The sequence below is a fragment of the Chryseobacterium sp. Leaf394 genome (assembly GCF_001424105.1).
In the GTDB taxonomy this organism is placed as follows: domain Bacteria; phylum Bacteroidota; class Bacteroidia; order Flavobacteriales; family Weeksellaceae; genus Chryseobacterium.
Genome location: NZ_LMQH01000010.1, coordinates 93,715 through 117,512 on the forward strand (window position 1 = coordinate 93,715; position 23,798 = coordinate 117,512).

Below are 23,798 nucleotides of genomic sequence, written 5' to 3' on the forward strand. Positions count from 1 at the left end.
ATTGATGAAAATAAATAACTTTTTAGAACTGAGAGATTTTCAGAGAATTATAATTGAAAACGAAAGCATAGAATTAGATCCATCACTTCTCCAGAGGGTGAATGAAAGTTTTTCTTTTCTTAAAGAATTTTCAAAAAATAAAGTAATTTATGGTGTGAATACCGGTTTTGGGCCGATGGCACAATTCAAAATCAGCGATGAAGATACGCATCAGTTGCAGTATAATTTAATCAGAAGTCACTCTTCAGGTATCGGGAATCCGCTTCCGGCAGATGAGGTGAAAGCCTGTATGTTGGCAAGATTAAACACATTGTCACTAGGAAATTCTGGTGTTCACGAATCTGTTGTTAATTTACTTAAAGAATTAATAAACAGAGATATTACGCCGCTGATTTTTGAACATGGCGGAGTAGGAGCAAGCGGTGATTTGGTTCAGCTGGCTCACTTAGCTTTAGTACTAATCGGTGAAGGCGAAGTTTTCTATAAAGGCGAAAGAAAATCAACCAAAGATGTTTTTGAAATTGAAAGTTTAGAGCCGATTCAGGTTGAAATTCGTGAAGGCTTAGCCTTAATGAACGGAACTTCAGTGATGTCTGGAATTGGTATTGTTAATGCTTACAAGGCCAATCAGTTAACTGAAATTTCATTAAAATTATCCTGTGCAATTAATGAAATTGTTCAGGCTTACGATGATCATTTTTCAGAAGTATTGAACGGAACGAAACTTCATGCCGGACAGCAGAAAATTGCTGAAAAAATGCGTGCTCATTTGTCTGACAGCAAATTGATCAGAAAAAGAGCTGACCACTTATACACTCATTTTGAAGAGCAGGAAAAAGTTTTCAAAGAAAAAGTGCAGGAATATTATTCTTTGAGATGTATTCCGCAAATTCTTGGACCTGTTTTAGATACACTGGAATTTACAGAGAAAGTTTTAGAAAACGAAATCAACTCCGCAAACGACAACCCGATCATCAACGTAGCAGATCAACACGTTTACCATGGCGGAAACTTCCACGGAGATTACATTTCTCTGGAAATGGATAAGCTTAAAATCGTCGTTACAAAACTGACGATGTTGGCAGAAAGACAGCTGAATTATCTTTTAAATTCAAAAATCAACGAAATTTTGCCTCCTTTTGTAAATTTAGGTAAATTAGGTTTCAATTTCGGGATGCAGGGCGTTCAGTTCACGGCAACTTCGACAACTGCGGAAAGCCAGATGCTTTCGAACCCGATGTATGTGCACAGTATTCCTAATAATAATGATAATCAGGATATTGTAAGCATGGGGACAAATGCTGCGGTAATTTGCAGAAAGGTGATTGAAAATGCTTTTGAAGTATTGGCAATCGAAGCGATTACAGTTGTTCAGGCAATAGAATATTGTGGCTATCAGGATAAAGTTTCATCGAAAACGAAAGAACTGTACGATGATATCAGACAATTGATTCCGGCATTTTCAGATGATATGGTGATGTATCCATATTTGCAAAAGGTAAAAGACTATCTTAAAAAATAGAGACCGTCCGCACAAATAAATATTGCAAACTGCGAACCCGAAGGGTTCAATATCAATAGCCGTAGGTGGAAACCTTTGGAACTAATCGTTAACGAATCAGAACCCTGAAAGGGTTCAAAATCAATAATCATAGGTGCAAACCTATGGAAACGAAATCGGTAATAAAATCAGAACCCTGAAGGGGTTCAATATCAAATAAACCCCACGGAAAAAAAATACAGATAACATTTCTAAATTTCCAAAGGGATGATTTAATAAAAGTAGGCAGAAACCTATTGTAAATTTATTCACAAACTAAGACATATACATGAAATGTGCAATCATAACAGGTGGTTCCCGGGGTATCGGCAGAGCGATCTGTATAAAACTGGCAGAAGAAAAAAATTATCATATTCTCATCAACTACACTTCCAATGAAGCTGCAGCAAAGGAAACTTTAGCGAAAATCGAAGAGTTGGGTTCTACAGGAGAAATTCTTAAATTCGATGTAGGAAATGCTGAGGAAACTAAGAAAGTTTTAAACGAATGGCAGGAAAATAATCCAAAATCTATCGTTGAGGTTATCGTTAATAATGCAGGAATTACAAGAGACGGATTATTCATGTGGATGCCAAGTGAAGACTGGAACTCAGTGATTAACACGAGTTTAAATGGTTTTTACAACGTTACCAATTTCTTCATTCAGAAATTATTGAGAAACAAATACGGCAGAATTATTAATATGGTTTCCGTTTCGGGAGTAAAAGGAACGGCCGGACAAACCAATTATTCAGCGGCAAAAGGCGCTTTGGTCGGAGTGACAAAAGCTCTTGCTCAGGAAGTTGCGAAAAGAAATATCACCGTGAATGCAGTCGCTCCAGGTTTCATCAAAACCGATATGACGCAGGATTTCAATGAAGACGAATTGAAAGCGATGATTCCAGCCAACCGATTTGGGGAAGCGGAAGAGGTGGCAGATTTGGTCGCATTTTTAGCCTCAAAAAAATCTTCCTATATCACAGGAGAAATTATTAATATTAACGGAGGAATTTATTCATAAAAATAATGTAACAGTGTAGCAATTTACCAGTTTACCAATATTTAAAATTGTTACATTGCTAAACTGATACATTGTTAAATTTAAAAAGATGGAAAATAGGGTAGTCATTACCGGAATGGGAATTTATTCTTGCATCGGAACTTCTTTGGAAGAAGTGAAAGAATCCCTGTATCAAGGTAAATCCGGAATTGTTTTAGTGGATGAGAGAAAAGAATTTGGCTTCAGATCAGGTCTTAGCGGCGTGGTTCCCAAGCCCGATCTTAAAAATCTTCTTAACAGACGCCAGCGCGTAAGCATGGGTGAAGAAAGCGAGTATGCCTACATTGCAACACTCGATGCTTTACAACAGGCCAATATCGATCAGGACTTCTTAGACCAAAACGAAGTCGGAATTTTATACGGAAACGACAGCGTTTCTAAAGCTGTCGTAGAATCGATCGACATCGCAAGAGAGAAAAAAGATACCACTTTGATGGGTTCAGGAGCGATTTTCAAATCGATGAACTCTACAGTGACGATGAATCTTTCTACTATTTTTAAATTAAGAGGAATCAATTTAACCATCAGCGCGGCTTGTGCAAGCGGTTCTCATTCTTTGGGATTGGCGTATATGATGATCAAAAACGGTTTTCAGGACATCATCGTTTGTGGCGGTGCTCAGGAAACTAATAAATATTCAATGGCGAGCTTCGATGGTTTGGGCGTTTTTTCAGTGAGAGAAGACGAGCCAACCAAAGCTTCAAGACCTTTTGACTCGGGAAGAGATGGCTTAATTCCAAGTGGCGGAGCAGCATCTTTGATTGTGGAAAGTTTAGAATCAGCTCAAAAAAGAGGTGCCAACATCATCGCAGAAATCGTTGGTTATGGCTTTTCTTCAAATGGCGGACATATCTCTACTCCAAATATCGATGGTCCCGCTTTGGCAATGAACCGTGCTTTGAAACAGTCCGGTCTGGAAGTAAAAGATATCGACTACATCAATGCCCATGCGACTTCTACACCCATCGGCGACTCCAACGAAGCAAAAGCAATTCACGAAATTTTCGGAAGTGAAGTTCCGGTAAGCTCGACCAAATCGATGACCGGTCACGAATGCTGGATGGCAGGGGCGAGTGAAGTGATTTACTCCATTCTGATGATGCAGAACGATTTTGTGGCTCCGAACATCAATCTGGAAAATCCTGACGAAGACGCAAAAAGGATAAATTTAATCTCCGAAACTAAAAATCAAAAAATTGACGTATTTTTGTCGAATTCTTTCGGGTTTGGGGGAACCAATTCCGCATTGATCGTTAAAAAATTTGAATAAAAAACATGGAAAGAGAAAAAATTGTTGCCATTGCTAATGATTTTTTAATCAATGAGTTTGAGGTAGATGGCGATGAGATCAGCAATGATGCCCACTTCAAGAAAACTTTGGGTTTAGACAGTTTAGATTATATTGATTTGGTGGTGGTCATCGAATCCAATTTTGGCGTGAAATTAGGTGAAGCCGATTTTAAAGATATCATCACTTTCAACGATTTCTACTCGACAATCGAAAATAGAATTACTCAAAAAATATAGCAATAAAAATAATGTAACAATCTACCAATGTATCAGTTTACCAATTTGTAAGGTATTGTTATATTGTTACACTGCTACATTGTTAAATTAGTATTATGAACAAGTGGAAAGGCAAGTCTAAAGGCACCATCTTAGGATACAGAATCTTCGTCTGGTGCATTAGAAATATCGGTGTCCGCAGTTCATACTTTGTGCTTTATTTTGTGGCTTCGTACTATTTTCTGTTCGAAAAAAAGAGCAATCTTTACATTTCGTATTACTTCAGAAAACGCCTTACTTTCAGCTCTTGGAAATCGAAAGTTTCCATTTATAAAAGTTACTTTACGTTTGGTCAGACCTTAATCGACAAAACCGCAATTTCAGCAGGCTTACGTGAAAAATACACTTACGAATTCGACGGAATTGAAAATCTCAGAAACCTTTTAGCCGAAAAAGAAGGCGGCGTTCTTATCAGTGCCCACATCGGGAATTTCGAAATTGCCGAACATTTTTTTGCCGACATCGACTTTGACTGTCAGATTAATTTAGTTACCACAGATCAGGAAGTTACGGTAATCAAAGAATACCTCAAAAGCGTTTCTGTAAAGCAGAGCAACATCAAATTCATCTACGTTAAAGATGATATGTCGCATATTTTCGACATCAACGAAGCATTGTCCAAAAACGAACTCATTTGCTTCACAGGTGACCGTTATTTTGAAGGTTCAAAATTTCTTGAAGCAGACTTACTCGGAAAAAGTGCAAAATTTCCGGCCGGACCGTTTCTCATTGCCTCACGTTTGGGCGTTCCCGTGGTTTACGTTTATGTGATGAAAGAAAAAAATCTCCATTACCATTTATATGCAAGAGTGGCTCAACAGGTCAAAAAACGCGATGCTCAGGGACTTCTCAATTCCTATACCCAAAATCTCGAATCGATGATCAAAAAATATCCATTGCAGTGGTTCAATTACTTCGATTTCTGGGATGATGTAGATTGATTTCTTATTTGATATCCAACTGCTAATTTTTATTTGGGCAGCTTTTCCGCCTTCCGTTCCCGCTTTTTTGTGCCATAGCTTTCCCAAGGCTTACAAAAAGAGCTCCACTCAAGTCGGGCTGCGGGCAATTCGGTGTTTTAAAAGAGACAAATAAAAAGTTAAAAGAGTCAAGTAGAATCCAATTTGTGTCTATGGGTCTGTTTTGAAATTCGCTGGCTTAAACCTCATAGGTTTCCAAAACCTATGAGGTTTGATTATAAACAGTCAAATTTTATCTTTTCTTGAGTAGGAAGTCCTTCCGAACGGAAAATTTGCAGGAAGATTTAGAAAAAATCTTAGCGTACTTAGCAATTAAATAAGCACATTTTATTCTAACCAATTTGATAAACTTTTGTACCTTTTGCCGTTAAAAACAATAATCAAAATTTGAAAAAAAACTACGACATATTGGTCATCGGCAGCGGTTTAGGCGGTCTTGTTTCGGCGCTTATCTTGGCGAAAGAAGGCTTTAAAGTCTGCGTTCTCGAAAAAAACAACCAATATGGCGGAAATCTCCAGACATTTTCAAGGGACAAACTCATTTTCGATACCGGAGTTCACTATCTGGGTGGATTATCGAAAGGGCAAAACCTTCATCACTTTTTTTCGTATTTAGAAATTATCGATGACCTCCAACTTGAAAAAATGGATGAAAACGGTTACGATAAAATCACTTTTGGAGATGATGAAATCGAGTATCCACATGCACAGGGTTACAATAATTTCGTAAAACAACTTTCAGAATATTTCCCTGAAGAGAAAGAAAATCTGGAGAATTACTGCGAGGAAATTCAGAGGGTCTGCAATTATTTTCCGAGATACAATGTGGTCGGACAAAACAATTACAACGAAGAGATTCTGCATCTCAACACTAAAAGATTCATTGAGTCTATAACTTCCAATGAAAAACTTCAGGCAGTATTGCTCGGCTCCAACTTTCTGTATGCCGGAGATTCTGAGGATACGCCATTTTACGTTCATGCGCTGACGGTCAATTCCTATATTCAAAGTGCTTATAAATGTGTAAAAGGCGGTAGCCAGATTTCAAAATTGCTGATCAAAAAATTAAGGGAATACGGAGGAGAAGTTCACAAACATTCTGAAGTTTCTGAATTTGTCTTTAATGAAAACAATACTTTGACATCCGTAAAAACAACATCGGGAAAAGAATATTCTGCCACTCAGTTTATATCAAATATTGAGATTCGTTCTGCCATAAAATTGATTGGAGAAAGTAGACTGAAAAAATCTTTTCTGAACAGAATCTTAAGTTGGGAGCCGGTTTCATCATGTTTCAGTGTATATCTGGTTTTAAAACCAAATGCTATTTCCAATTTCAATTACAATGTGTATCACTTTTCATCTAAAGATTTAGTTTGGAAAGCTTTTCAATATAAAAAAGAAAACTGGCCGGAAACGTATATGCTGTCTTCCACCCCTTCAAAGCATCATCCCGAATTTGCGGAAAGCTTAACGGCAATTTCATACATGGATTTTGCAGAGGTGAAAGAATGGGAAAATACGTTCAATACGATAGCCAACCAACAGGAAAGAGCTGAACTGTATGACAAATTTAAGCTTGAAAAAGCTGAAAAAATGATTCAGGCTTTGGAAAATAAAATACCCAATCTCAGAGCTTCGATTAAAAATATTTATACATCTTCTCCATTGTCATACCGCGATTATATCGGAAGTTTTGAGGGAAATATGTACGGCTACATCAAAAGCTCAGAAAATCCCTTAAAAACAATGGTTTCTCCAAGAACTAAAATAGATAATCTTTTCCTCACTGGACAATCAGTGAATATGCACGGAATTTTAGGCTGTACCATTGGTGCATTCAACACCTGTGCTGAGATCTTGGGGAAGGATTTGATCGATGAACGTCTGTCTAAAATTTTAAATCAATCCGATGAAAAGTAGACATTTATTTTTTATTTTTCTCATTTTTACTCTGATTTCGTGTGGCACAAAAAAGTCTGTAAAACATATTCCTGAAGTCGAACAGTATGCGTTGGAAATCCCTAAAGTTGAGAAAATCAACGATTCTACTTTTTCGTTTCATCAAAATTATTTGACCAAAAACAGACAGCAGCTTTGGGAATTGTATATCAAAGGAAATCCTTTACAGTTGGGCTATAACAATGGTGCTTTAACGCAAAATCTGATGCAGAAGCAGGAAGAGATTTTCTTTTCGAAAGTGAAAACATTTGTTCCTTCAAAGTTTAAACAAAACCTTCTGCGCGGTTTCCTGAAATGGTACAACCGAAAAATGTATCTCAATGTGAGAGATGATTTTCAGGCAGAATTGTACGGATTATCCCAGTATTCATCAGACAGATATGATTATATCTCTCCGAAATTCAGAAGAGCAATGTATCTGCATGGTGCGCACGACATCGGCCACGCCATGCAGGATCTGATGGTCGTTGGCTGTACTTCGCTTGCCGTTTGGAACGAAAATACAGAAGACGGCGATTTGCTGATTGGAAGAAACTTCGATTTCTATGTCGGTGATGATTTTGCTAAAAATAAACTCATCGAATTTGTAGAACCGGAAACTGGAATTCCGTACATGAGTGTGAGTTGGCCCGGGATGATTGGCGTGGTTTCCGGAATGAATAAGGAAGGAATTACTGTGACGATCAATGCAGGGAAATCTAAAATTCCATTAACGGCAAAAACACCGATTTCTTTGGTGACAAGAGAGATTTTGCAGTATGCTAAAAATATAGAAGAGGCGATTGCGATTGCCAAGAAACGAAAGGTTTTTGTGTCCGAATCTATCTTGGTTGGAAGCGCGAATGATAAAAAGGCAGTCATTATTGAAGTTTCACCTAAGAATTTCGGTGTTTATGATGTGGCGAATTCCAGTAAGGTTTTCTGCACGAATCATTTTCAGTCTGATGCTTATAAAAATGATAAAAGAAATCAGAAGCATATTGTAGAAAGTCATTCAGAATACCGTTACGAAAAGCTTCAGGAGCTTTTACAAACGAATAAAAAACTCAATCCTGAGAAAATAGCTTCGATTTTAAGGGACAAATCCGGTTTAGAAGACAAAAGTATTGGTTATGGAAATGAGAAAGCCATTAATCAGCTTCTGGCGCATCATGCTGTGATTTTTTCGCCTGAGAGAAGATTGGTTTGGGTGTCTTCAAGTCCGTATCAGCTCGGGGAATTTATATGTTATGATTTAAATGAAATTTTCTCTGATCAGAGATTGAAAGATGGCGACTTTGCCAAATCAGAATTGAATATTGCCAAAGATCCGTTTATTGAGTCTAAAGAATTTAAGGATTATGAAGAATTTAAGTTTGCCAACGGTGAAGTTCAGCATGCAATTGATGGTGATGATGTCGTTTTAACGGATGATTTTATTCCAAATTATCAGTCTTTGAATCCTGATTTCTGGTTGGTTTATTATCAGGCCGGGAAATATTATTTTAAACAAAGAGAATATTCAAAGGCTAAAACTGAATTTGAAAAAGCTTTGACGAAGGAGATCACAACGGTTCCGGACAGAGAGAATGTTGAGGAATTTTTGAGGAAAACGGTGAGGAGATTGAAATGATTAGTTGAACCACTTCGTGCTTCAGTTTCTGTGTTGTTTTCATCCATGGGTTTCACCCACGGCTATTCAAATTGAACCACTTCGTGGTTCTGTTGTTGTCTTATTTGTAATCCTTGGATTGTCTTCGCCTAATTCGGTTGCTCGATTTCACCAAGAGCTTTTTAAATTTAAAAATTCGTGGTTCTATTCCTTTATTCTTCGTTTCTATGGGTTTCATCCACTTCGTGGCTGTGTTAGATGGAAGAGCACGGGAAGAAAAATTGATATAAAACTGAAATATTTTATTGAGTTTTGGTTGTTCAAAATATTGAAAAAAAAGACAAAACGTCTTTGCAGCCCGAATTGAACGGAAATCCTTTTTTGCTTGTGGTATATTTCAATTAGCAAGAAAGTGAAGCAAAAAAGATTGGGAGTGGAAGGCGGATACAGCTGCCCAAATTATTTTAATTATTCTCTGGACTGACTTTATTCAAAAACAAAAACGTGGCAATCCACGAAATAGCTGACATGGAAATTGCTAAAATCATGCTTCCGATGATATACTGTAAAAAGTGATTTTTTACTAGTTCGAAATTCCATTCCTGATTGAAAATATCACTTTCTCCCGCAACGAAAGGCGAACCCAAAAACAGGGAAGCAACAATAATAAACGGAATAAATGGAGGCAAACTCACGTTGGATGCGATGAATGCAAGAACTTTATTGAGTTTAAAAAGCACGGAAAGGGAAATGACCAGCAAAGTGTGAAATCCCCAGAATGGCGAGAAGCCCACAAAAACGCCCAGTGCGATTGAAAATGCCTTGGTGCGGTTGGTGCCATCGCTTTCCAAAACGTCTTCTTTAATGAATCTTTTAAAACTTTTTTTTCTGAAATTCCGGATGAAATTTCTTGGAATAATGTAAAACAGCGTGATGGTGACCAACACCGTGTTTAGAATACTGATCCGCGTGAAATCTTTGAACGGTCTGAAGTGTGAAACCCTTTCTGCCGGGTCGTAAAGCACTTTTATCGGAACGTTTTTCACGGGAACATGACGCCAGGCTGTCCGGACAATGATTTCGATTTCGAACTCAAATTTTGGAGTGAAATATTTCTTCGGAATTCTGTGTAAAGGATATAAACGATAGCCGGATTGCGTGTCTTCAAGCTTGATTCCGGTCTCAAACCAAAACCAGAAGTTGGAAAAACGGTTTCCGAAACTGCTTTTCTTTGGAATGCCGTCCTGCGACATATTCCGGTTGCCGATGAGCAGAACATCTTCATTTTCCGCAAGCAAAGCTTTCACAAAAACGGGAATATCATTTGGGTAATGCTGCCCGTCTGAATCAATGGTGATAGCATGATTGAAACCGAGCTCTTTTGCTTTTCTGAAACCTATTTTCAGTCCGTTTCCTTTGCCTTTATTTTCGGGTAAATTGAGAACGGTAATCTGAGGGTAGGTTATTAGAATTTCTGAAGTGGAATCGGTAGAACCGTCGTTGACAACGATGATGTTTTGCGTATATTCCAGAACGCCGTCAATAACTCTTGTCAGCGTTTTTTCGTTGTTATAAGTCGGAATTAAAACGCAGATTTTCCTTTCGTCAATCGCATTCTGTACTTCAGAAAGTGTCATTTATTTCAACGAATTTTTTTCGGTTGCGGTCATGGTTTTAGACTGCATTGCGAACTTTTTGATGTACGTTTTCAGAGCAGTATTCTGCTTTGAATAGTTGCTTAGAATGTATGCTTTATCTTCTTTTAAATTCTTTGAATAGCCAACGATTTTCGGAATGTTTTCCTGAACACTCATTCTGATTAACCGCAATTCAACGTTATTTGGATTAGATTTTATCACACTTTCTAATTCTGTAGCTCCAGATTTTACGAAAGATTTTCTTTTGTTTTTTTCGGTCGTCACCTTGGCTTCCAGAATTTCTGCAGCAGCTTTATAACCTTTTGTTAATGCGTCTGAAGATGAACTTTTATCTGCTAATTCGATGAAGTTTTTTGCGCCTTCGTTTGAAGAATTGGCTTTTGAATACGCATTTCTCAGGGCATCCAAATCACCGCTCTGGAAAAATAAAAACAGTACTGTTATAAAAGAAAGTAAAAATTTCATGTGGAATTTTGTATTTAAATGTCACTTGGAATCGCCGGATAAGCGATTCCATATATTAAATTTTAGTATAATTAACAGACAGTTTTAATGCAATAGTCTCGCCAAAAGCAGTTGTATTTTTTACCTTCACTTCGTTTTCAATTTCCTTGATGTCAAGCTGCATTGTAAGATCCGGCGTCTCAAACGGATTGATAATCGCCATAAATTTCACGTTGGATGCAGATTTCAAAAATAATTTCTTTCCTGTAAATTCCTCTGTAAGCTCTTTCACGATCTGCATCATACAAACGCCTGGTGTAACGGGATTTCCTGGGAAGTGGCCGTTAAAAATATTGTGATCTTTATTCAGTTTAATATTTGCTGAAAAACTTCCGTTTTCTAATTTTTCAGAGCTTTCTAAAGTGTAAAAATCTGTAAGTATGGTCTGCATTTTATTCTGTTTCGGTTATTTGAAATAGTTTGATATCGATCTTAAAATCTTTGTGTTTAAGATGAATCGTCTCTGCAAAAGTAGGTTTTTTAGCTTCAAAACTAAAATTGATCTTTTCCTTTCTGTTCCTGGTGTAAACAATTTGCGTGAGAAGAGAATTTTCTTTGTTAAAATACAGATAGTAATTTTTCCTGTTTAATTCTGATCTGAAAATATTTGAGTTTTCATTTTCAAAACTTTCGGCAACAGGATATTTTTGTCTTAATAATTCCTGAAAATCATTTTTCAGAAAATTGATTACCATTTTTTTGTTTAAATCTTCTAAAACATAATTCAGTTTAAAATCATTTTCAGAGATTTCAAAATCAATCATTTTGTTTCCAAAATCTGAGGTCATCACAACCCTGTGTGTGGTTTCAGAGATTTTTTTAATGATAAGAATTCCGCTGATGTCGTTGCCGTAAACTTCCATTTGGCATTTGTAAACATAATCTTCGTTTGAAGAAAAGTACAGATTTTCAACTTCTTTTTCGGAGTTTGAAATTGGTTTTGCATCTGTCAGCTGATACGTTTTGCACGAAAACATCAGCAACAAAAATGAGCTATAAAGAAAACTCAGAAGCAGGAATCGGCGCATTGATTTTGGTGTTTTTAAAAACAATATTTGTAGTATCTCCTGAAGCCTCGGTCATATTTACCTGAGAAACTGTCGACTGATTTTTAGGAAAATGAAGTTCGATTTGCTTAATGTACTTCAGCAACTGCGCAGATTTCGGGGTAAATTTCGCGATATTTGAATTTGAATTTTTCATATAAACCACAGAAAATTCAGGGTCGCTGAACATTTTTCCGTTTGAACTTCCGACAATCAGTTTATTGATTTTTTCAAACGTTTTACTCTTTGCATCTACCGACGATTTTTTCCCTTGGTCGTTGATGAAAATTTTGTTTTCCTTAAAGATAATGCTGTATTGATAGGGTTTTGTGTATTTCCAGCTTAGTGTATTTGGCGATTTTAAAGACATTCGTCCCTGCGTAACAATGTTTTTATCTAAAAAATCCATTTTTTTTGTCTGAACGAAATCACTTTGCAAGGTTTTAATTTCCCTTGTTTCAGCAGAAATTTTTGTCACAAATGCTTTGGATTCGGCACCCGTCATTGCCGTAGTTTGGGCAAAAACAAAACCTGAAATTAATAAAAAGGCGAAGAAAGCTATATTTTTAAACATTATTTTTCCGATTTAATGATTGAATCAATCGTGAAAGTTGAATATTTTTCACGCTCCAAAAATAACAATAAATCAACCAAAACATTGTACGTTTTCTCAGAAGTGTCGTGAAGCAGGATTATGCTTCCTTTTTTTAAATTTTTGGTTACTTTCTTTAAAATTTTCTTCTCATCCGGAATCACCGTGTCCAGTGAACGGACATTCCAGCCGATGCTTTTTTTCGCGGTTTTCGTAATGGCTTTTGCAATATTCGGATTGGTCACTCCAAAAGGAGGACGGTACAAATTGGTTTTAATATTGCCAATTTTCAACATTACATCATCACATTTTTTAATTTCCTCAATCATTTTTGAAGTCGATAAAAATCCGGTATTATTTGAATGTGAAAAAGTGTGATTGCCCACTGTATGGCCTTCTGCAACGATTCTTTGGAACGTTTCAGGATATTTTTTAATCTGTTTTCCGATGCAGAAAAAGGTAGCTTTGATGTTATTTTCTTTTAAAACATCTAAAAATTTCGGAGTAAATTCTGTCGGTCCATCATCAAAAGTCAAGGCGACTTCTTTGATTTTTGTCCGCTTATGAGTGAAACTGTTAACAAAATATCCCAACTGAATGTCAAACGAACCCCAGATAACAACTGCTGAAAAAAGGATGAAACAAAAGATATATACCCAAACTGTTCCCTGAAATGCGTAAACAAAGGCATTCAGGAAAAGATAGAAGATGATAAATGGGTAGTGCTTCATTTTTAAATTATCAGTTAATCTGGCTGTTCGCCAATTTCTCTTTTCACGTATTCAGACAATTTCTTTTTTGCATACGCATCAAAATAATATATTGAATAATCGTCTTTTACATCCTCCAAAACCTCGTAAGCATTTGCAAACTCCAAACCATCTTCTTTTACAACATAAACATTATTGCCATAAAATGCATATGCAACGCTATCATATAAAGGCTTTCTGCAAATTAAATCATATTCAAAAGTTAATGGCTCATCTTCATTCAAATATTTTAGAGCCCAGAAATCGCCTCTTCTTAAAGCATAAATATTTTTAGATAAAAACAGAGCGTCATTGTAATTTTCCATTTCAACAATCCATACATCTGGAACGCCAGAATTTATTACACCAAGCAAACCATCTTTTTCTACCTTAAGGATTTTATCTGAGTCCAAACTATTGCTCAGGATTACCATCTCCGAAATCTGGTCATATTCGAAATCTAAACGTAAGTCACCTGTGGCGAGATGTAAAAGAGCTTTCTTTTTGTTCTTAAGGATGACCAAAGCTTCGGGAAGATAGTCTGTTCTAACGATTTTATCAAAGTCATCCACCAAAAGATTTCCTTTTGAACCAAATATTTTGTGTTTCTGCTGGTTTTTGTGAGGCTTTACCAAAATATGATTATAGCTCAATCCTTCAAGTGCATTTTCAGGATAATCCCCAACGTAGACAAAATTTCTGGTGAAGATTTTGTGCGCCTTTTGCCCGTTTACTTTTGTGTTAAAATAACTCGTTTTAGATTCAAACGGATTGTCGGATATAAAATCAATTTTCACTTCGCCGTTAGATGTAATCAGGCCGTATTTGTCGTTGAGTTTTGCAGTGAAAATTTCGTTGTTGCCGTCATTTTCCAAAAAAATCATTTCTTCATACAAAGGCTCGAGAACAACTTTACCTTTCAAGTTTATCAGTCCAAATTTTTCGCCCGTCTTTACAATGGCTGTCTGATAAATTTCGAAATCGTACGCATCATCAAAAATTAAGGGAATAATCTCTTCACCTCGCTTATCTACATAGCCATACTTTTCGTTTTTCACAACTACGGCAAGGTCTGTATAGTAATCATACGCATAAAATGCGTCGTAAAACGGCTGAATTAGTACATTTCCATTTTCATCTTTAAGTCCCCAAAGTTCATTTTCTTCGAAAATTTCCACTTGATTTGGCTCGATATGTTCCTGCCAGATATGTTTCCAACCGTAATCGTAGTCTACATAATTCAAAAGTTCCCTGAAATTGCTAAATCCTAAAATTGATTCAGTGGTGAATTGCTTGGCATCCAGCAAAGTCGCATCATTAGCTTCTATAGCCTGATGAAAAACGTTATTATTATGTTGAATATCTTTTAAAAGTTGCTGTGCCTGTTCCTCATGCGAGATATCGTTCATATTGAAAACATCCCATGCATCGATATGGAAATAGGGTTGCTTCAGCTTGTCAAGATAATTGAATAAATTCTCTTTGGCCTCCGAAAATTTTTCGAAATCGTCAATTAGATTTGAATTTTCTAAAAACTCATAGAGCTTTTTAAAATTTTCAATACCAGCTTGAGCATCAAAATAAAGCCCGAAATTATCAGGCTCTGTGTGGTCATTGTAAATATTTCCTGCAACAAAACCTTCACCCGTGAAGAGACTTTGAAGAAGCAGAGGGACGTCATAGCCCCATTCTACCATCATCACATCACTTTCACTGGCATCCGATGGATTTGATGCATTGTAAATGTAAATTCTGTGTGACATTTCACCTTTGTTTTTGTGTTTTTTATTTGAACAGTTTTATCTGTTGTTTTTTTATGCTTTCTCCAGCAAAACCAAACTGTGGTCAATTCCTCCCAAATGATTGTAGAGAAGAATATTTTGAATGCTTTCTTTTTTCATATCATTAATTTTCATCACTTCCGGAATCACCTGATTTTTCAGAATCTGACAGGCCATAAATGTAGAAAAACCGCTTGCTGTATTGAATTCTCCACTCAAGTGTTTATAATAAAGTAATGAAGAATTTGGAAACAATTGCGATGCATTTTTGTAATAATCATCCGATTCTGAATCTCCGCTGAAACCTAAAATAACAGCATCAATCTCTTCATTTTTCAAATTATTCTTAATTAAAAAATCTTCAATGAATGGTTGAATTTCATTAAGTTCTAATGAGTTAACAATTTGAATATCTTTTAATTGTGCATAAGAAGCTTCAGTTTTGTCTTTTCCTAAAACAAAAAAGCTTGAGCCTTCGCCCCAAATCACACCTTCCGTCGTTGAATTTAAATAATCAACCGGAAGATTTTCTTCTTTTTTAATGGAATTGCTCAATTTATAGAGCTCCATCGTTCTGTCCGTTTGTTCATCTGTTGAACCGACAAGAACATTTTCTGCCTCACCATCCAAAATCTGAAGTTTCGCATCCAGCATTGAAAATTCGAGTGAAGATGAACTGTTGACGTATGTGAAATTATAGCCGTGACATTGCAATCCCAGAGCAATTTGCCCGGAAACTGTATTGTGTGTCGATTGGATGAAAAAAGTTGGCGTCAGAAATTCTTCATTGTTTTCCAAAACATTTTTCAGGAACTTTTCAGAATCCTGAGAACAGCCCATTCCGGTTCCGACAATAATGGAATCGGGTTTTTCAATTCCTGCTTCCTGTAACGCTTTTGTGGAAGCTACGGAACTCATTTTTACTGTTTTAGACATTCTTCTGCTCATCGCTGGCGGAATGAATTCTTTATAATTGGGCTCGACGGCTTTTAAAATCTGAACTGAATTTTCAGGTTTTAAAGTGTCGAAAAAATTTTCGTTTAAAGTGTCCTGAACCGAGATGCAGGCGACACTGTTGATGTAAACTGCACTCATTATTTAGAAAAAATTAAAGTTGAACAGTTTCCGCCAAATCCAAATGAATTGGAAAGTACGTGATTGATATTTTTCTCTTTCAGTTCGGTAACCGGCGTCAAATCAAATTCTTCCATTTTAGTTTTGAAATTTAAATTTGGAAAAATCAAATTGTTCTGCATCGCCAAAATTGAATAAACCGCTTCAATTCCCGCCGCTGCCGCCAAAGTATGGCCAGTAAACGCCTTAGTAGAACTGAATTCCGGAACCTGGTTTTCACCAAAAATCCGAATCATCGCAATACCTTCAGACAAATCATTATTCGGAGTCGCCGTTCCGTGAACGTTGATGTAATCGATGTTTTCTTTTTTTAAACCTGAAACTTTCAAAGCTTTTTCCATTGCTAAAAAAGCGCCTTGTCCGTTTTCCGAGGATGCGGTTTGGTGGTGTGCATCGTTGGCATTTCCATAACCAGAAAGATAAGCGAGCACTTTTTTGTTTTCTTTTTTGACAATTTCATCAGATTCCAAAATCAGGAAAGCGGCTGCTTCGCCCAGGTTCAGACCTTTTCTGTCGTTGTCGAAAGGCGTGTTGTAAGAATCTGTGAGAATCATCAGCGTATTAAAACCATTCAAAGTAAACTTCGAAAGTGAATCTGTTCCGCCGACAATCACTCGGTCAAGAACGCCGTTTTTGATGAGTTTTGCGCCCATCATAATTGCATTGGCTGCAGACGAACAGGCTGTGCTGATGGTAGAAACCATTCCTTTCAGTCCCAACATTTCTGCAATCGCCAAAGATGAATTTCCGGCATCGTGAGCGTCGATGTATTTTTGCTTTTCAGGGAAATCTTCGTAGGTGTAGAAATACTTTTCGGTGATGTCCATTCCGCCCACGCTGGTGGAGGATATGAGTCCGGTTTTGTAGTCGTTGATATCCGAAATTCCGGCGCTTTCTACCGCTTCTTTTGCGGCCACCATTCCCAACAAAGCGGTTCTTGTGACATTGTTATCTTCATCCAGCTGAAGTTTCTGCACAAGTTCTTCATTAGACAATTTTATCTCGCCTGTTTTGATGCTTCCGGCGTGGCGTGTTTCAAACAGTTCGATGTCTGAAATGCCGTGTTTACCGGTCATAAGCGAAATAAAATTTTCCCCGACATTGTTACCAATGGAGGAAATGATGCCCATCCCTGTAATGGCAATTTTTTGACTCATCCCTTTATAATGTACCAATGTATCAATTTAACAGTGTAACAATATTGGTACATTGCTAGATTGATACATTGTTAGATTGAATTATTTTGTTCTGTTTTCTTCGATGTATTTTGCCATCACTTCGATGGATTGGAAGATTTCTTTTCCTTTTTTCGGGTCTGATAATTTGATTCCGTAGTCTTTGTCTAGAAGTACGATTAATTCCAAAGCGTCGATAGAATCCAAACCAAGACCGCCACCGAAAAGTGGGTCAGTATCTTTGATTTCTTCTACTGCAACGTCCTCAAGATTAAGAACTTCTATGATTTTGTTTTTTAATTCTAATTTTAAATCTTCCATTTTTCAAAAATTTACCAATGTATCAATGTATCAGTTTACCAATTGGAACTGAAGTAGTGCTACATTGTTATACTGTTATATTGTTAAATTACGTAGTTAGCAAATATACAAAAGCTTTATAACTTTCCTGATATAGTTCGACCCAGCCACACAAGACTTTTTCAGCTTTCCCTGATTGCAGAATCTGTGCCGCGTATGAATTCAAAAATTTTTCATCAAATTCATCTAAAACGAAAAAAGCATTTTCGGTCTGCATTTTATGTTTAATGCTTATTTCACCGACGCAAATATTCGGTAAAGTGTACACAAAAACGGCAGGACTCGGGAAATAATTTTCCTCGGAATTAATGCTTTCCTGATATTTGAAATCGGTGTCGAGGCTTGAGGATTTGTTGGCAAAAACCAAAGCAGTATTGCTGTGGTCATCGTTTTTCAAAATCATTTCGGATGCCAGAAAAGCGAGTTTGCTGAGATTATCCATCTTATGAAATTTTGGATAGTTCAGTTCTAAAGTTTTGTAAGCTTCTTTTGCAAAGTCTGAGAAATTTTCGGTTTCGGATTCAAAAATAATTTGGTCGTCGAGGATTATTTTTGAGCTTTCTATGTTGCAGATATGTGTTTTCTTCATTGATTAAACTTCTGCATTAATCTTTCTTTTACCTCTTCCCAAGTTTGAGAATCTGTTTTTACGTTTAAGTGTTTTTGGAGTTCTTTTTCAATTTGATTATAAATTGAGCTCAAAACCGCAGGATAATTATCTTCCTGCTCTTCAGCTTCAATAATTCGTATGAAAATATTTAAAATTCTTTTATCGGCAATATCGACAAAATCGTGAATTTTCTTTTTTATTTCTGCAGATTCCATTTTCTAAACTTTAATTATTTAAAAGTACGAATAATTTTATGTTCCAAGATCTGTTCCTCATTTGAGATACTTAAAAAAAATTAATTATCACTTATAAATGATTTTAAATTATCTTTGAATTTAAATACTTAATATAAAAAAAATAAATTCATTTTTCTTTTTGCAATATCACTATGTTTTTTTTGGTTGTGTTGACGGTCATGAACAATGGTATCTTTTTTAACCATACTGCAAAATATACTTTCAGCATCTAATACCAGTTTGCCTCAAGATGTAGTTGTCGCAATGGCCAGAGCAGGTATAATCATATTAACGCCAGAGCAGGAAGTTTAAACAGTAACGTAAGAAATACTACAGCAAGGGATCACCAATGTACTAAATGCTCTTAAATTAATACTTATGAGATTTTTTTTAAAATTAACATTGCTTTTAATCAGTTTTTATTCATCATCAGTTTTACATGCTCAAGAGTTTTTTTTTCTTGATGATTTAAAGAGAGACTTTAAGGTACAAGAATACACTTTAGACACTAAAGATATATATAATATTAAAAAAAATATTAATATGTATAACATCTATATATCTAAAAATAATATATTACTATTATCTGTATTACCAGATCTCGATGAAATCATACTTCCTGGAATGAATGAAAGAGGTAATAATTGGATGCTGATAGATTATGATGAAGTGAGAGAAAAGATTTTTTCTAAAGATGATCTGCAAAAGCTTTATGATAATTGGGGATTGGATAATACTCCTGAAAAAAAGACCTTAGAATATAAATTTTTAAGAAAAGAAAATGGTATGTATTATGTCTCTAAACAATGCTTAACAGAGTTTTTTAGTATCTCAGCTTTAAAATCCCCAATGGTTACGACCTATGGAACAATCAATACGCAAGAGAATAAAGTTACCATAAAACAGATGGAAAAGAGTTTTAAAAAACAATTTCCTAATCAAATTTTTATAATGGATGTCCGGGAAGGTATTCTCGGAAAAGATTTAAGTAATTCTTACGGTTTTAGAAACTATTTATCAAAAGAATATTCCGTTAAAGGCAATAAAGCATATCAATTTTGGACATTTGACGGTTGGTGGGCTCATGACGGATATAATGAGCATCGTGGTATTGACCGTTTTTTATATATTCCCGATAAAGGAATTGTAGGAGGATCTTATGATTTTTACTTCAGATTAAAACCTAAAATTTCTTCAGACAATTATTATCATGCTCCAACCGGTTTACTTTGGCATAATACTATAAATGAAAAAATAATGATTGCTAATGAACTAAAATAAACCAAAGAACGTTTTCGAAATTTTGAAAGCGTTCTTTGGTTTATTAGCATTTCTCCAAAACCACTACCGCATTACAACCTCCAAAACCCGAAGCGGTTTTCAAGATATATTTGATGTCTGCAGACTGATTTTCTTTTATAATATTCAAATCCTGAGAAATACCCATTTCTTCGAAGTTTTTGGATGGAATTAAAGTGTTTTTCAAAGCCGATTCCATAGAAATAATGCTTTCCAAAAGTCCTGAAGCTCCGAGACAATGTCCGTAATAACCCTTCATACTGTTCAGTGGAACATTTTGCAAATCCATACGGTTGAAAGCGATGGCTTCCATCTCGTCGTTGTAAAGGGTTGCCGTTCCGTGGGCGGAAATGAAATCGATTTGTTCTGCAGAAACTTTTGCTTCTTTCATTGCATTTTGTACGCTCGCAAAAAGTCCGTCGCCGGTTCTCGATGGTCCGGAAATGTGATTCGCATCGTTAATCGCTGAGTCGCCCAGAACTTTAAACTTAAATTTTTCGTACTGATTTAATTCTGAAGTGATGTAAACACTTGCAGTTGCTTCGCCCAGATTAATTCCGTTGCGGTTTTTGTCGTAAGGTTTGCAGGGTTCGCTTCCGATTGCCTGAAAAGAATTGAAACCCGAAATCACAAACTCGGAAATCTCATCTCCGGCGACCACAAAAGCATCTTTATATTGTCCTGCCTGAATCATATTTTTCGCCACAGAAATCGCCATCACTCCGGAAACACAGGCATTGGAAACGACAATCGGTTTGGTTTTAAATCCAAAAAAATCTGCGAGTTTTTGAGCTAATTTTGAAAGATAAACGCCTTCCGGCAAAGTGTTTTCGTTTTTTAATAAACCGATATTCCCTTTTGTTGTTGAAAGAATAAAAGCAGTGTCATCTGAAATCGAATGTCTTTCTACCAAAGGTTTCAGACTCAACAAAAACATTTTTTCAAGTCTTGTGAAATCCTGATTGTCGAAGTGTTTATTAAATTTCTCTTCTAGTTTCTCAGAATCAATTTTAGAAACAAAGAAAGCTTCGTGATTGTCGATAATTTTATGCAAAGCCACTCCAGATTTTCCTTCCAAAAGTGCTTCCCAGTTTGATTTCACATCAAAACCCAAAGGCGTGACGCAGTTGTAATCTGTAATGTAAATTTCTTTGTTCATTTATGAAATTTTCGATTCATATTTTAAAAAGCCTAAAGCTAATAGCCAATCGCCAACTATAATCCCATTTTATCTTTCCAGGCCTGAAAAAACTCGGGATTGTACAGGCATAAATTATTTTCAGAATCCAGAAAAACCTGAATGGTTTCTCCACTGCAAACCAATTGATTTTGCTGATTGAAAATCTCGTATTTATAAATCAATTTCGCCGAAACAGAATTTACGAAAGTCGTTACAATATTGAAGGTTTCGCCATATTTCAAAGGGAGAAAATGCTCGCAAGTGCTTTTCACAATCGGCGTTATAAATCCAGCTTTCTGAATGTCGAGATAGGTCAAACCGTGCTGTCTTCCGAAAGCCTCTCTTCCGTCTTCAAAATACACGATGTAATGCCCGTGCCAGACGATTCCCAGCGGGTCTGTCTCGTTGAACCGGACGCGTACTTCTTCGGTACAGGTTAAATTTTTAGACTGCATTTTGTTTTCTTTTTTTAACCACAATGGGCACAAAGGTTTTGACAAAGGTCACCAATTATAATCAAAATATGTTTTGTTGGTTCATTTATATTCTACTTTCAACTTTGCCAAAATTTTGACTTTTGGTTAGGGTTGACAAAACGTGAATTTTCCACGAAATCCCTAGCCCTGATGGGAACGGCATCCTTTTTTGTCATTGCGATTGCTGATAAGTTCAATTGATAACTTCACTTCGTTCGCAATGACAAAAAAGATATAGTGGACAGCAGGTTCCCGGCTCCTAAAAATCTTTACAATGTTGAATCAAACACTATTTTGTTTCCTCTCATACAATAAAGAAATGCTGACCATCGCAATATAAAATAAAAATAAGAAAATCAGTTCTTTGGCAATTTCGCTAATGCCACTGTTTCTTAAAATAATATCGTAATAGGCATTCAGGCCCCAGTTCATCGGGGAAAATTGCGCAATTTTCTGCATAAATTCAGGCATCAGGAAAACCGGAACCCAAATTCCGCCAATCGCCGCCAAAACTACAACCGAAGTCGCTCCAAACGGCGCCGACTGTTCCTGAGTATCTGAAACGGTTCCAATTAAAACTCCAAATCCAATCGCTGCCAATCCTGCAAAAAGAGTCACAATAAGCAGATGAAACATTTTTCCTGAAACATCAAACTGAGGTAAATCCATTAGCGGGAAAAGCCAGATTCCCACTGCAACCATCAGCAAAAACTGGATGACGCAAATGATGAGATAGGTGAATGTTTTTCCTAAAATGTGAATGTAATACGGCGTCGGGCTCACGCGAACTCTTACGCTCGTTCCCTGACTTTTTTCTTTGACTAAATTAATCGACAGTGGCACCACAATAAAGAAAATCGCGAACAGCGCCCACGCAGGAACGTTGTGTTGCACGGAATTTGGCATCACTTCTTCGTTGCCTTTGTTTGGTGTGATTTCTTTGAAAGTAATCAGGCTTTTATTTTCAAGGTCTTCCGTTGTTCCGAGTTGGTCCTGGAAGGCTTTGTAGATTTTTTTATTCTCGATTTCGAAAACCATTTTGTTGATGGCATTCATCACAGAATTTTTGAAACCTGCGTTGGTAGCGGGGTCGAAATAGAGATGAATGTCTTTTGCCTTTGAAGCAACAGCTTTTGTCGTGGTCGAATCGGTTTCCAAACCAAACGAACTAACGACGGTCTGAACTTTGGAATCGATATTTGAATTTAAATCTTTCGTCAGATTTTTTGGAATGACGATGGCCATCTGATAATCTCCCGTGAACACAGCTTTCTCAGCCGATTTTTCGTTGTAGTCGGTGACGAGTTCAAATGTTTTGCTGGTTTCGAGTTCTTTTTTGATGACTTTCGAAACTTCAGATTTATCGTTATCGATGAAAATAATCGGGATTTTCGAACCTTCCAGATTTTTAAATGTCGAATCCTGAATTAAAGTAATTGTAATAATCAAAAGCAACGGCATCAGAAAGATGATAACAATTCCGCCCGAATCTCGCTTCAATAACTGAATTTCCTTGATGAAACTTCTCCACAATTTATACAACATCTCTCAATTCTTTTCCGGTTAATGAAATGAAAACATCCTCCAGGTTTTCCGCATTGGCAACTCTTTCTACCAATTCTTCCGGTGTTCCCGTTGCGTGGATTTTTCCGTGGTCGATGATGGCGATTTTTGTACAGAATTCCTCAGCTTCAGATAAGTGATGCGAGGTATAAATGATGCACGTTCCTTTTTTATTTAAATCTAAAAGATAATCGATAATGGCTTTTTTGGATTGAACATCAACGCCAACAGTCGGCTCGTCCAGAAATAGAACTTTTGGGTTGTGAAGCGTTCCTGCAATCAGATTGCAACGGCGTTTCATTCCGCCTGAAAACTGGTCGACTTTTTTATTGGCAAATTTCGTTAAGCCCATTAATTCCAAAGCTTCATCAATGGCTTTGTGAAGATAATCGTGTTTCAAACCATACAGACTTCCGAAGAACAAAAGATTTTCTTTCGCCGTTAAAGTCGGATAGAGCGCATATTCCTGAGGAACAACGCCGATGATTTGTTTGATTTTCGAATTGTCTTTTTTAGGCGACAAACCATTGATGGTAAAACTTCCTGAGGTCGGTTTAATCAAACCTGAAAGCATAGAAATCAAAGTGGTTTTCCCCGCTCCGTTGGGACCGAGAATTCCGTAGATTTCGTTTTTATCGATGTTCAAAGAAATATCATTAACCGAAAAATCTTCCGAGTTTTTGTATTTCTTGTAGAGGTTTTTTATTTCGATGATGGGGTTTGACATCCGATTTCT

Annotated in this window: 24 protein-coding genes; 8 read left to right on the plus strand and 16 right to left on the minus strand. The window is 36.5% G+C overall.

The window, feature by feature from the left end:
- The first annotated feature begins 4 nt into the window (after positions 1–4).
- From ASG21_RS03180 to ASG21_RS03210, 7 genes are all read left to right on the plus strand, one after another.
- Complete coding sequence (locus tag ASG21_RS03180) at positions 5–1,522, plus strand: aromatic amino acid ammonia-lyase (protein ID WP_056075783.1); 1,518 nt, start codon at positions 5–7, stop codon at positions 1,520–1,522.
- A gap of 307 nt (positions 1,523–1,829) precedes the next feature.
- Positions 1,830–2,561 carry a 3-oxoacyl-ACP reductase FabG gene (fabG, locus tag ASG21_RS03185; protein WP_056075786.1) on the plus strand — a complete coding sequence of 244 codons (732 nt, stop codon included), beginning with the start codon at positions 1,830–1,832 and terminating at the stop codon, positions 2,559–2,561.
- Positions 2,562–2,649: 88 nt separating this feature from the next.
- A complete protein-coding gene (locus ASG21_RS03190; protein WP_056075790.1) occupies positions 2,650–3,870 on the plus strand; it encodes a beta-ketoacyl-[acyl-carrier-protein] synthase family protein in 1,221 nt (406 codons plus the stop codon).
- 5 nt (positions 3,871–3,875) lie between these two features.
- Positions 3,876–4,127 carry a phosphopantetheine-binding protein gene (locus ASG21_RS03195; RefSeq protein WP_056075792.1) on the plus strand — a complete coding sequence of 84 codons (252 nt, stop codon included), beginning with the start codon at positions 3,876–3,878 and terminating at the stop codon, positions 4,125–4,127.
- A 95-nt stretch (positions 4,128–4,222) separates the two neighbouring features.
- Positions 4,223–5,107: a lipid A biosynthesis acyltransferase gene (locus ASG21_RS03200; protein WP_056075795.1), complete on the plus strand. Its 885-nt coding sequence runs from the start codon at positions 4,223–4,225 to the stop codon at positions 5,105–5,107.
- Positions 5,108–5,533: 426 nt separating this feature from the next.
- Entirely contained in the window at positions 5,534–7,069 is a 1,536-nt protein-coding gene (locus ASG21_RS03205) for an NAD(P)/FAD-dependent oxidoreductase (protein WP_056075799.1), read from the plus strand.
- On the plus strand, positions 7,059–8,720 hold the full coding sequence (locus tag ASG21_RS03210) for a C45 family autoproteolytic acyltransferase/hydolase (protein ID WP_056075801.1): 1,662 nt from the start codon (positions 7,059–7,061) through the stop codon (positions 8,718–8,720). The genes ASG21_RS03205 and ASG21_RS03210 overlap by 11 nt, the downstream gene beginning before the upstream one ends.
- Positions 8,721–9,163: 443 nt before the next feature.
- Here the strand turns inward: ASG21_RS03210 and ASG21_RS03215 are convergent, their stop codons facing one another.
- The 12 genes from ASG21_RS03215 to ASG21_RS03270 form a co-directional block, all read right to left on the minus strand.
- Entirely contained in the window at positions 9,164–10,336 is a 1,173-nt protein-coding gene (locus ASG21_RS03215) for a DUF2062 domain-containing protein (RefSeq protein ID WP_056075804.1), read from the minus strand.
- Complete coding sequence (locus tag ASG21_RS03220; protein ID WP_056075808.1) at positions 10,337–10,822, minus strand: hypothetical protein; 486 nt, start codon at positions 10,820–10,822, stop codon at positions 10,337–10,339.
- A gap of 55 nt (positions 10,823–10,877) precedes the next feature.
- The gene (locus tag ASG21_RS03225) at positions 10,878–11,252 is read right to left on the minus strand and encodes a 3-hydroxyacyl-ACP dehydratase (protein ID WP_185113702.1); all 375 of its coding nucleotides are present in this window, start codon (positions 11,250–11,252) and stop codon (positions 10,878–10,880) included.
- A gap of 1 nt (position 11,253) precedes the next feature.
- Positions 11,254–11,889: a hypothetical protein gene (locus ASG21_RS03230; protein WP_056075811.1), complete on the minus strand. Its 636-nt coding sequence runs from the start codon at positions 11,887–11,889 to the stop codon at positions 11,254–11,256.
- Positions 11,855–12,481, minus strand: coding sequence for an outer membrane lipoprotein carrier protein LolA (locus ASG21_RS03235; RefSeq protein ID WP_056075814.1), 627 nt, complete (start codon positions 12,479–12,481; stop codon positions 11,855–11,857). Before ASG21_RS03235 ends, ASG21_RS03230 begins: the two co-directional genes overlap by 35 nt.
- Positions 12,481–13,230: a polysaccharide deacetylase family protein gene (locus ASG21_RS03240; protein WP_056075817.1), complete on the minus strand. Its 750-nt coding sequence runs from the start codon at positions 13,228–13,230 to the stop codon at positions 12,481–12,483. The genes ASG21_RS03235 and ASG21_RS03240 overlap by 1 nt, the downstream gene beginning before the upstream one ends.
- A 14-nt stretch (positions 13,231–13,244) precedes the next feature.
- A complete protein-coding gene (locus tag ASG21_RS03245) occupies positions 13,245–15,011 on the minus strand; it encodes a WG repeat-containing protein (protein ID WP_056075821.1) in 1,767 nt (588 codons plus the stop codon).
- Between the two features lie 51 nt (positions 15,012–15,062).
- Positions 15,063–16,124 (minus strand): beta-ketoacyl synthase N-terminal-like domain-containing protein, encoded by a 1,062-nt coding sequence (locus tag ASG21_RS03250; RefSeq protein ID WP_056075823.1) that lies wholly within the window; start codon positions 16,122–16,124, stop codon positions 15,063–15,065.
- Entirely contained in the window at positions 16,124–17,320 is a 1,197-nt protein-coding gene (locus ASG21_RS03255) for a beta-ketoacyl-[acyl-carrier-protein] synthase family protein (RefSeq protein ID WP_056075826.1), read from the minus strand. Before ASG21_RS03255 ends, ASG21_RS03250 begins: the two co-directional genes overlap by 1 nt.
- An 81-nt stretch (positions 17,321–17,401) precedes the next feature.
- Positions 17,402–17,659, minus strand: coding sequence for a phosphopantetheine-binding protein (locus ASG21_RS03260; protein ID WP_034963026.1), 258 nt, complete (start codon positions 17,657–17,659; stop codon positions 17,402–17,404).
- Positions 17,660–17,747: 88 nt separating this feature from the next.
- Positions 17,748–18,287: a hypothetical protein gene (locus ASG21_RS03265; protein WP_056075829.1), complete on the minus strand. Its 540-nt coding sequence runs from the start codon at positions 18,285–18,287 to the stop codon at positions 17,748–17,750.
- The gene (locus tag ASG21_RS03270) at positions 18,284–18,523 is read right to left on the minus strand and encodes a hypothetical protein (RefSeq protein ID WP_056075832.1); all 240 of its coding nucleotides are present in this window, start codon (positions 18,521–18,523) and stop codon (positions 18,284–18,286) included. The genes ASG21_RS03265 and ASG21_RS03270 overlap by 4 nt, the downstream gene beginning before the upstream one ends.
- Positions 18,524–18,922: 399 nt before the next feature.
- Here ASG21_RS03270 and ASG21_RS03275 point away from each other — a divergent pair, with 399 nt between their 5' ends.
- Positions 18,923–19,825 (plus strand): hypothetical protein, encoded by a 903-nt coding sequence (locus ASG21_RS03275; RefSeq protein WP_056075835.1) that lies wholly within the window; start codon positions 18,923–18,925, stop codon positions 19,823–19,825.
- A 43-nt stretch (positions 19,826–19,868) separates the two neighbouring features.
- On the opposite strand, the gene ASG21_RS03280 is transcribed toward ASG21_RS03275, so the two are convergent.
- The 4 genes from ASG21_RS03280 to ASG21_RS03295 form a co-directional block, all read right to left on the minus strand.
- The gene (locus ASG21_RS03280) at positions 19,869–21,002 is read right to left on the minus strand and encodes a beta-ketoacyl synthase N-terminal-like domain-containing protein (protein ID WP_056075838.1); all 1,134 of its coding nucleotides are present in this window, start codon (positions 21,000–21,002) and stop codon (positions 19,869–19,871) included.
- Between the two features lie 56 nt (positions 21,003–21,058).
- Entirely contained in the window at positions 21,059–21,478 is a 420-nt protein-coding gene (locus ASG21_RS03285; protein WP_056076540.1) for an acyl-CoA thioesterase, read from the minus strand.
- 303 nt (positions 21,479–21,781) lie between these two features.
- Complete coding sequence (locus tag ASG21_RS03290) at positions 21,782–23,044, minus strand: ABC transporter permease (protein ID WP_056075841.1); 1,263 nt, start codon at positions 23,042–23,044, stop codon at positions 21,782–21,784.
- Positions 23,034–23,789, minus strand: coding sequence for an ABC transporter ATP-binding protein (locus ASG21_RS03295; RefSeq protein WP_056075844.1), 756 nt, complete (start codon positions 23,787–23,789; stop codon positions 23,034–23,036). The genes ASG21_RS03290 and ASG21_RS03295 overlap by 11 nt, the downstream gene beginning before the upstream one ends.
- Between the last annotated feature and the right edge of the window lie 9 nt (positions 23,790–23,798).

What these genes read in the sequence shown, in the direction of transcription:
- ASG21_RS03250 (WP_056075823.1), bottom strand. Translation starts at nt 16,124, where the DNA reads ATGAGTGCAGTTTACATCAACAGTGTCGCCTGCATCTCGGTTCAGGAC.
- ASG21_RS03180 (WP_056075783.1), top strand. Translation starts at nt 5, where the DNA reads ATGAAAATAAATAACTTTTTAGAACTGAGAGATTTTCAGAGAATTATA.
- ASG21_RS03290 (WP_056075841.1), bottom strand. Translation starts at nt 23,044, where the DNA reads ATGTTGTATAAATTGTGGAGAAGTTTCATCAAGGAAATTCAGTTATTG.
- ASG21_RS03245 (WP_056075821.1), bottom strand. Translation starts at nt 15,011, where the DNA reads ATGTCACACAGAATTTACATTTACAATGCATCAAATCCATCGGATGCC.
- ASG21_RS03195 (WP_056075792.1), top strand. Translation starts at nt 3,876, where the DNA reads ATGGAAAGAGAAAAAATTGTTGCCATTGCTAATGATTTTTTAATCAAT.
- ASG21_RS03235 (WP_056075814.1), bottom strand. Translation starts at nt 12,481, where the DNA reads ATGTTTAAAAATATAGCTTTCTTCGCCTTTTTATTAATTTCAGGTTTT.
- ASG21_RS03220 (WP_056075808.1), bottom strand. Translation starts at nt 10,822, where the DNA reads ATGAAATTTTTACTTTCTTTTATAACAGTACTGTTTTTATTTTTCCAG.
- ASG21_RS03255 (WP_056075826.1), bottom strand. Translation starts at nt 17,320, where the DNA reads ATGAGTCAAAAAATTGCCATTACAGGGATGGGCATCATTTCCTCCATT.
- ASG21_RS03265 (WP_056075829.1), bottom strand. Translation starts at nt 18,287, where the DNA reads ATGAAGAAAACACATATCTGCAACATAGAAAGCTCAAAAATAATCCTC.
- ASG21_RS03240 (WP_056075817.1), bottom strand. Translation starts at nt 13,230, where the DNA reads ATGAAGCACTACCCATTTATCATCTTCTATCTTTTCCTGAATGCCTTT.
- ASG21_RS03230 (WP_056075811.1), bottom strand. Translation starts at nt 11,889, where the DNA reads ATGCGCCGATTCCTGCTTCTGAGTTTTCTTTATAGCTCATTTTTGTTG.
- ASG21_RS03285 (WP_056076540.1), bottom strand. Translation starts at nt 21,478, where the DNA reads ATGCAGTCTAAAAATTTAACCTGTACCGAAGAAGTACGCGTCCGGTTC.
- ASG21_RS03270 (WP_056075832.1), bottom strand. Translation starts at nt 18,523, where the DNA reads ATGGAATCTGCAGAAATAAAAAAGAAAATTCACGATTTTGTCGATATT.
- ASG21_RS03190 (WP_056075790.1), top strand. Translation starts at nt 2,650, where the DNA reads ATGGAAAATAGGGTAGTCATTACCGGAATGGGAATTTATTCTTGCATC.
- ASG21_RS03215 (WP_056075804.1), bottom strand. Translation starts at nt 10,336, where the DNA reads ATGACACTTTCTGAAGTACAGAATGCGATTGACGAAAGGAAAATCTGC.
- ASG21_RS03210 (WP_056075801.1), top strand. Translation starts at nt 7,059, where the DNA reads ATGAAAAGTAGACATTTATTTTTTATTTTTCTCATTTTTACTCTGATT.
- ASG21_RS03200 (WP_056075795.1), top strand. Translation starts at nt 4,223, where the DNA reads ATGAACAAGTGGAAAGGCAAGTCTAAAGGCACCATCTTAGGATACAGA.
- ASG21_RS03225 (WP_185113702.1), bottom strand. Translation starts at nt 11,252, where the DNA reads ATGCAGACCATACTTACAGATTTTTACACTTTAGAAAGCTCTGAAAAA.
- ASG21_RS03280 (WP_056075838.1), bottom strand. Translation starts at nt 21,002, where the DNA reads ATGAACAAAGAAATTTACATTACAGATTACAACTGCGTCACGCCTTTG.
- ASG21_RS03275 (WP_056075835.1), top strand. Translation starts at nt 18,923, where the DNA reads ATGAGATTTTTTTTAAAATTAACATTGCTTTTAATCAGTTTTTATTCA.
- ASG21_RS03295 (WP_056075844.1), bottom strand. Translation starts at nt 23,789, where the DNA reads ATGTCAAACCCCATCATCGAAATAAAAAACCTCTACAAGAAATACAAA.
- ASG21_RS03260 (WP_034963026.1), bottom strand. Translation starts at nt 17,659, where the DNA reads ATGGAAGATTTAAAATTAGAATTAAAAAACAAAATCATAGAAGTTCTT.
- fabG (WP_056075786.1), top strand. Translation starts at nt 1,830, where the DNA reads ATGAAATGTGCAATCATAACAGGTGGTTCCCGGGGTATCGGCAGAGCG.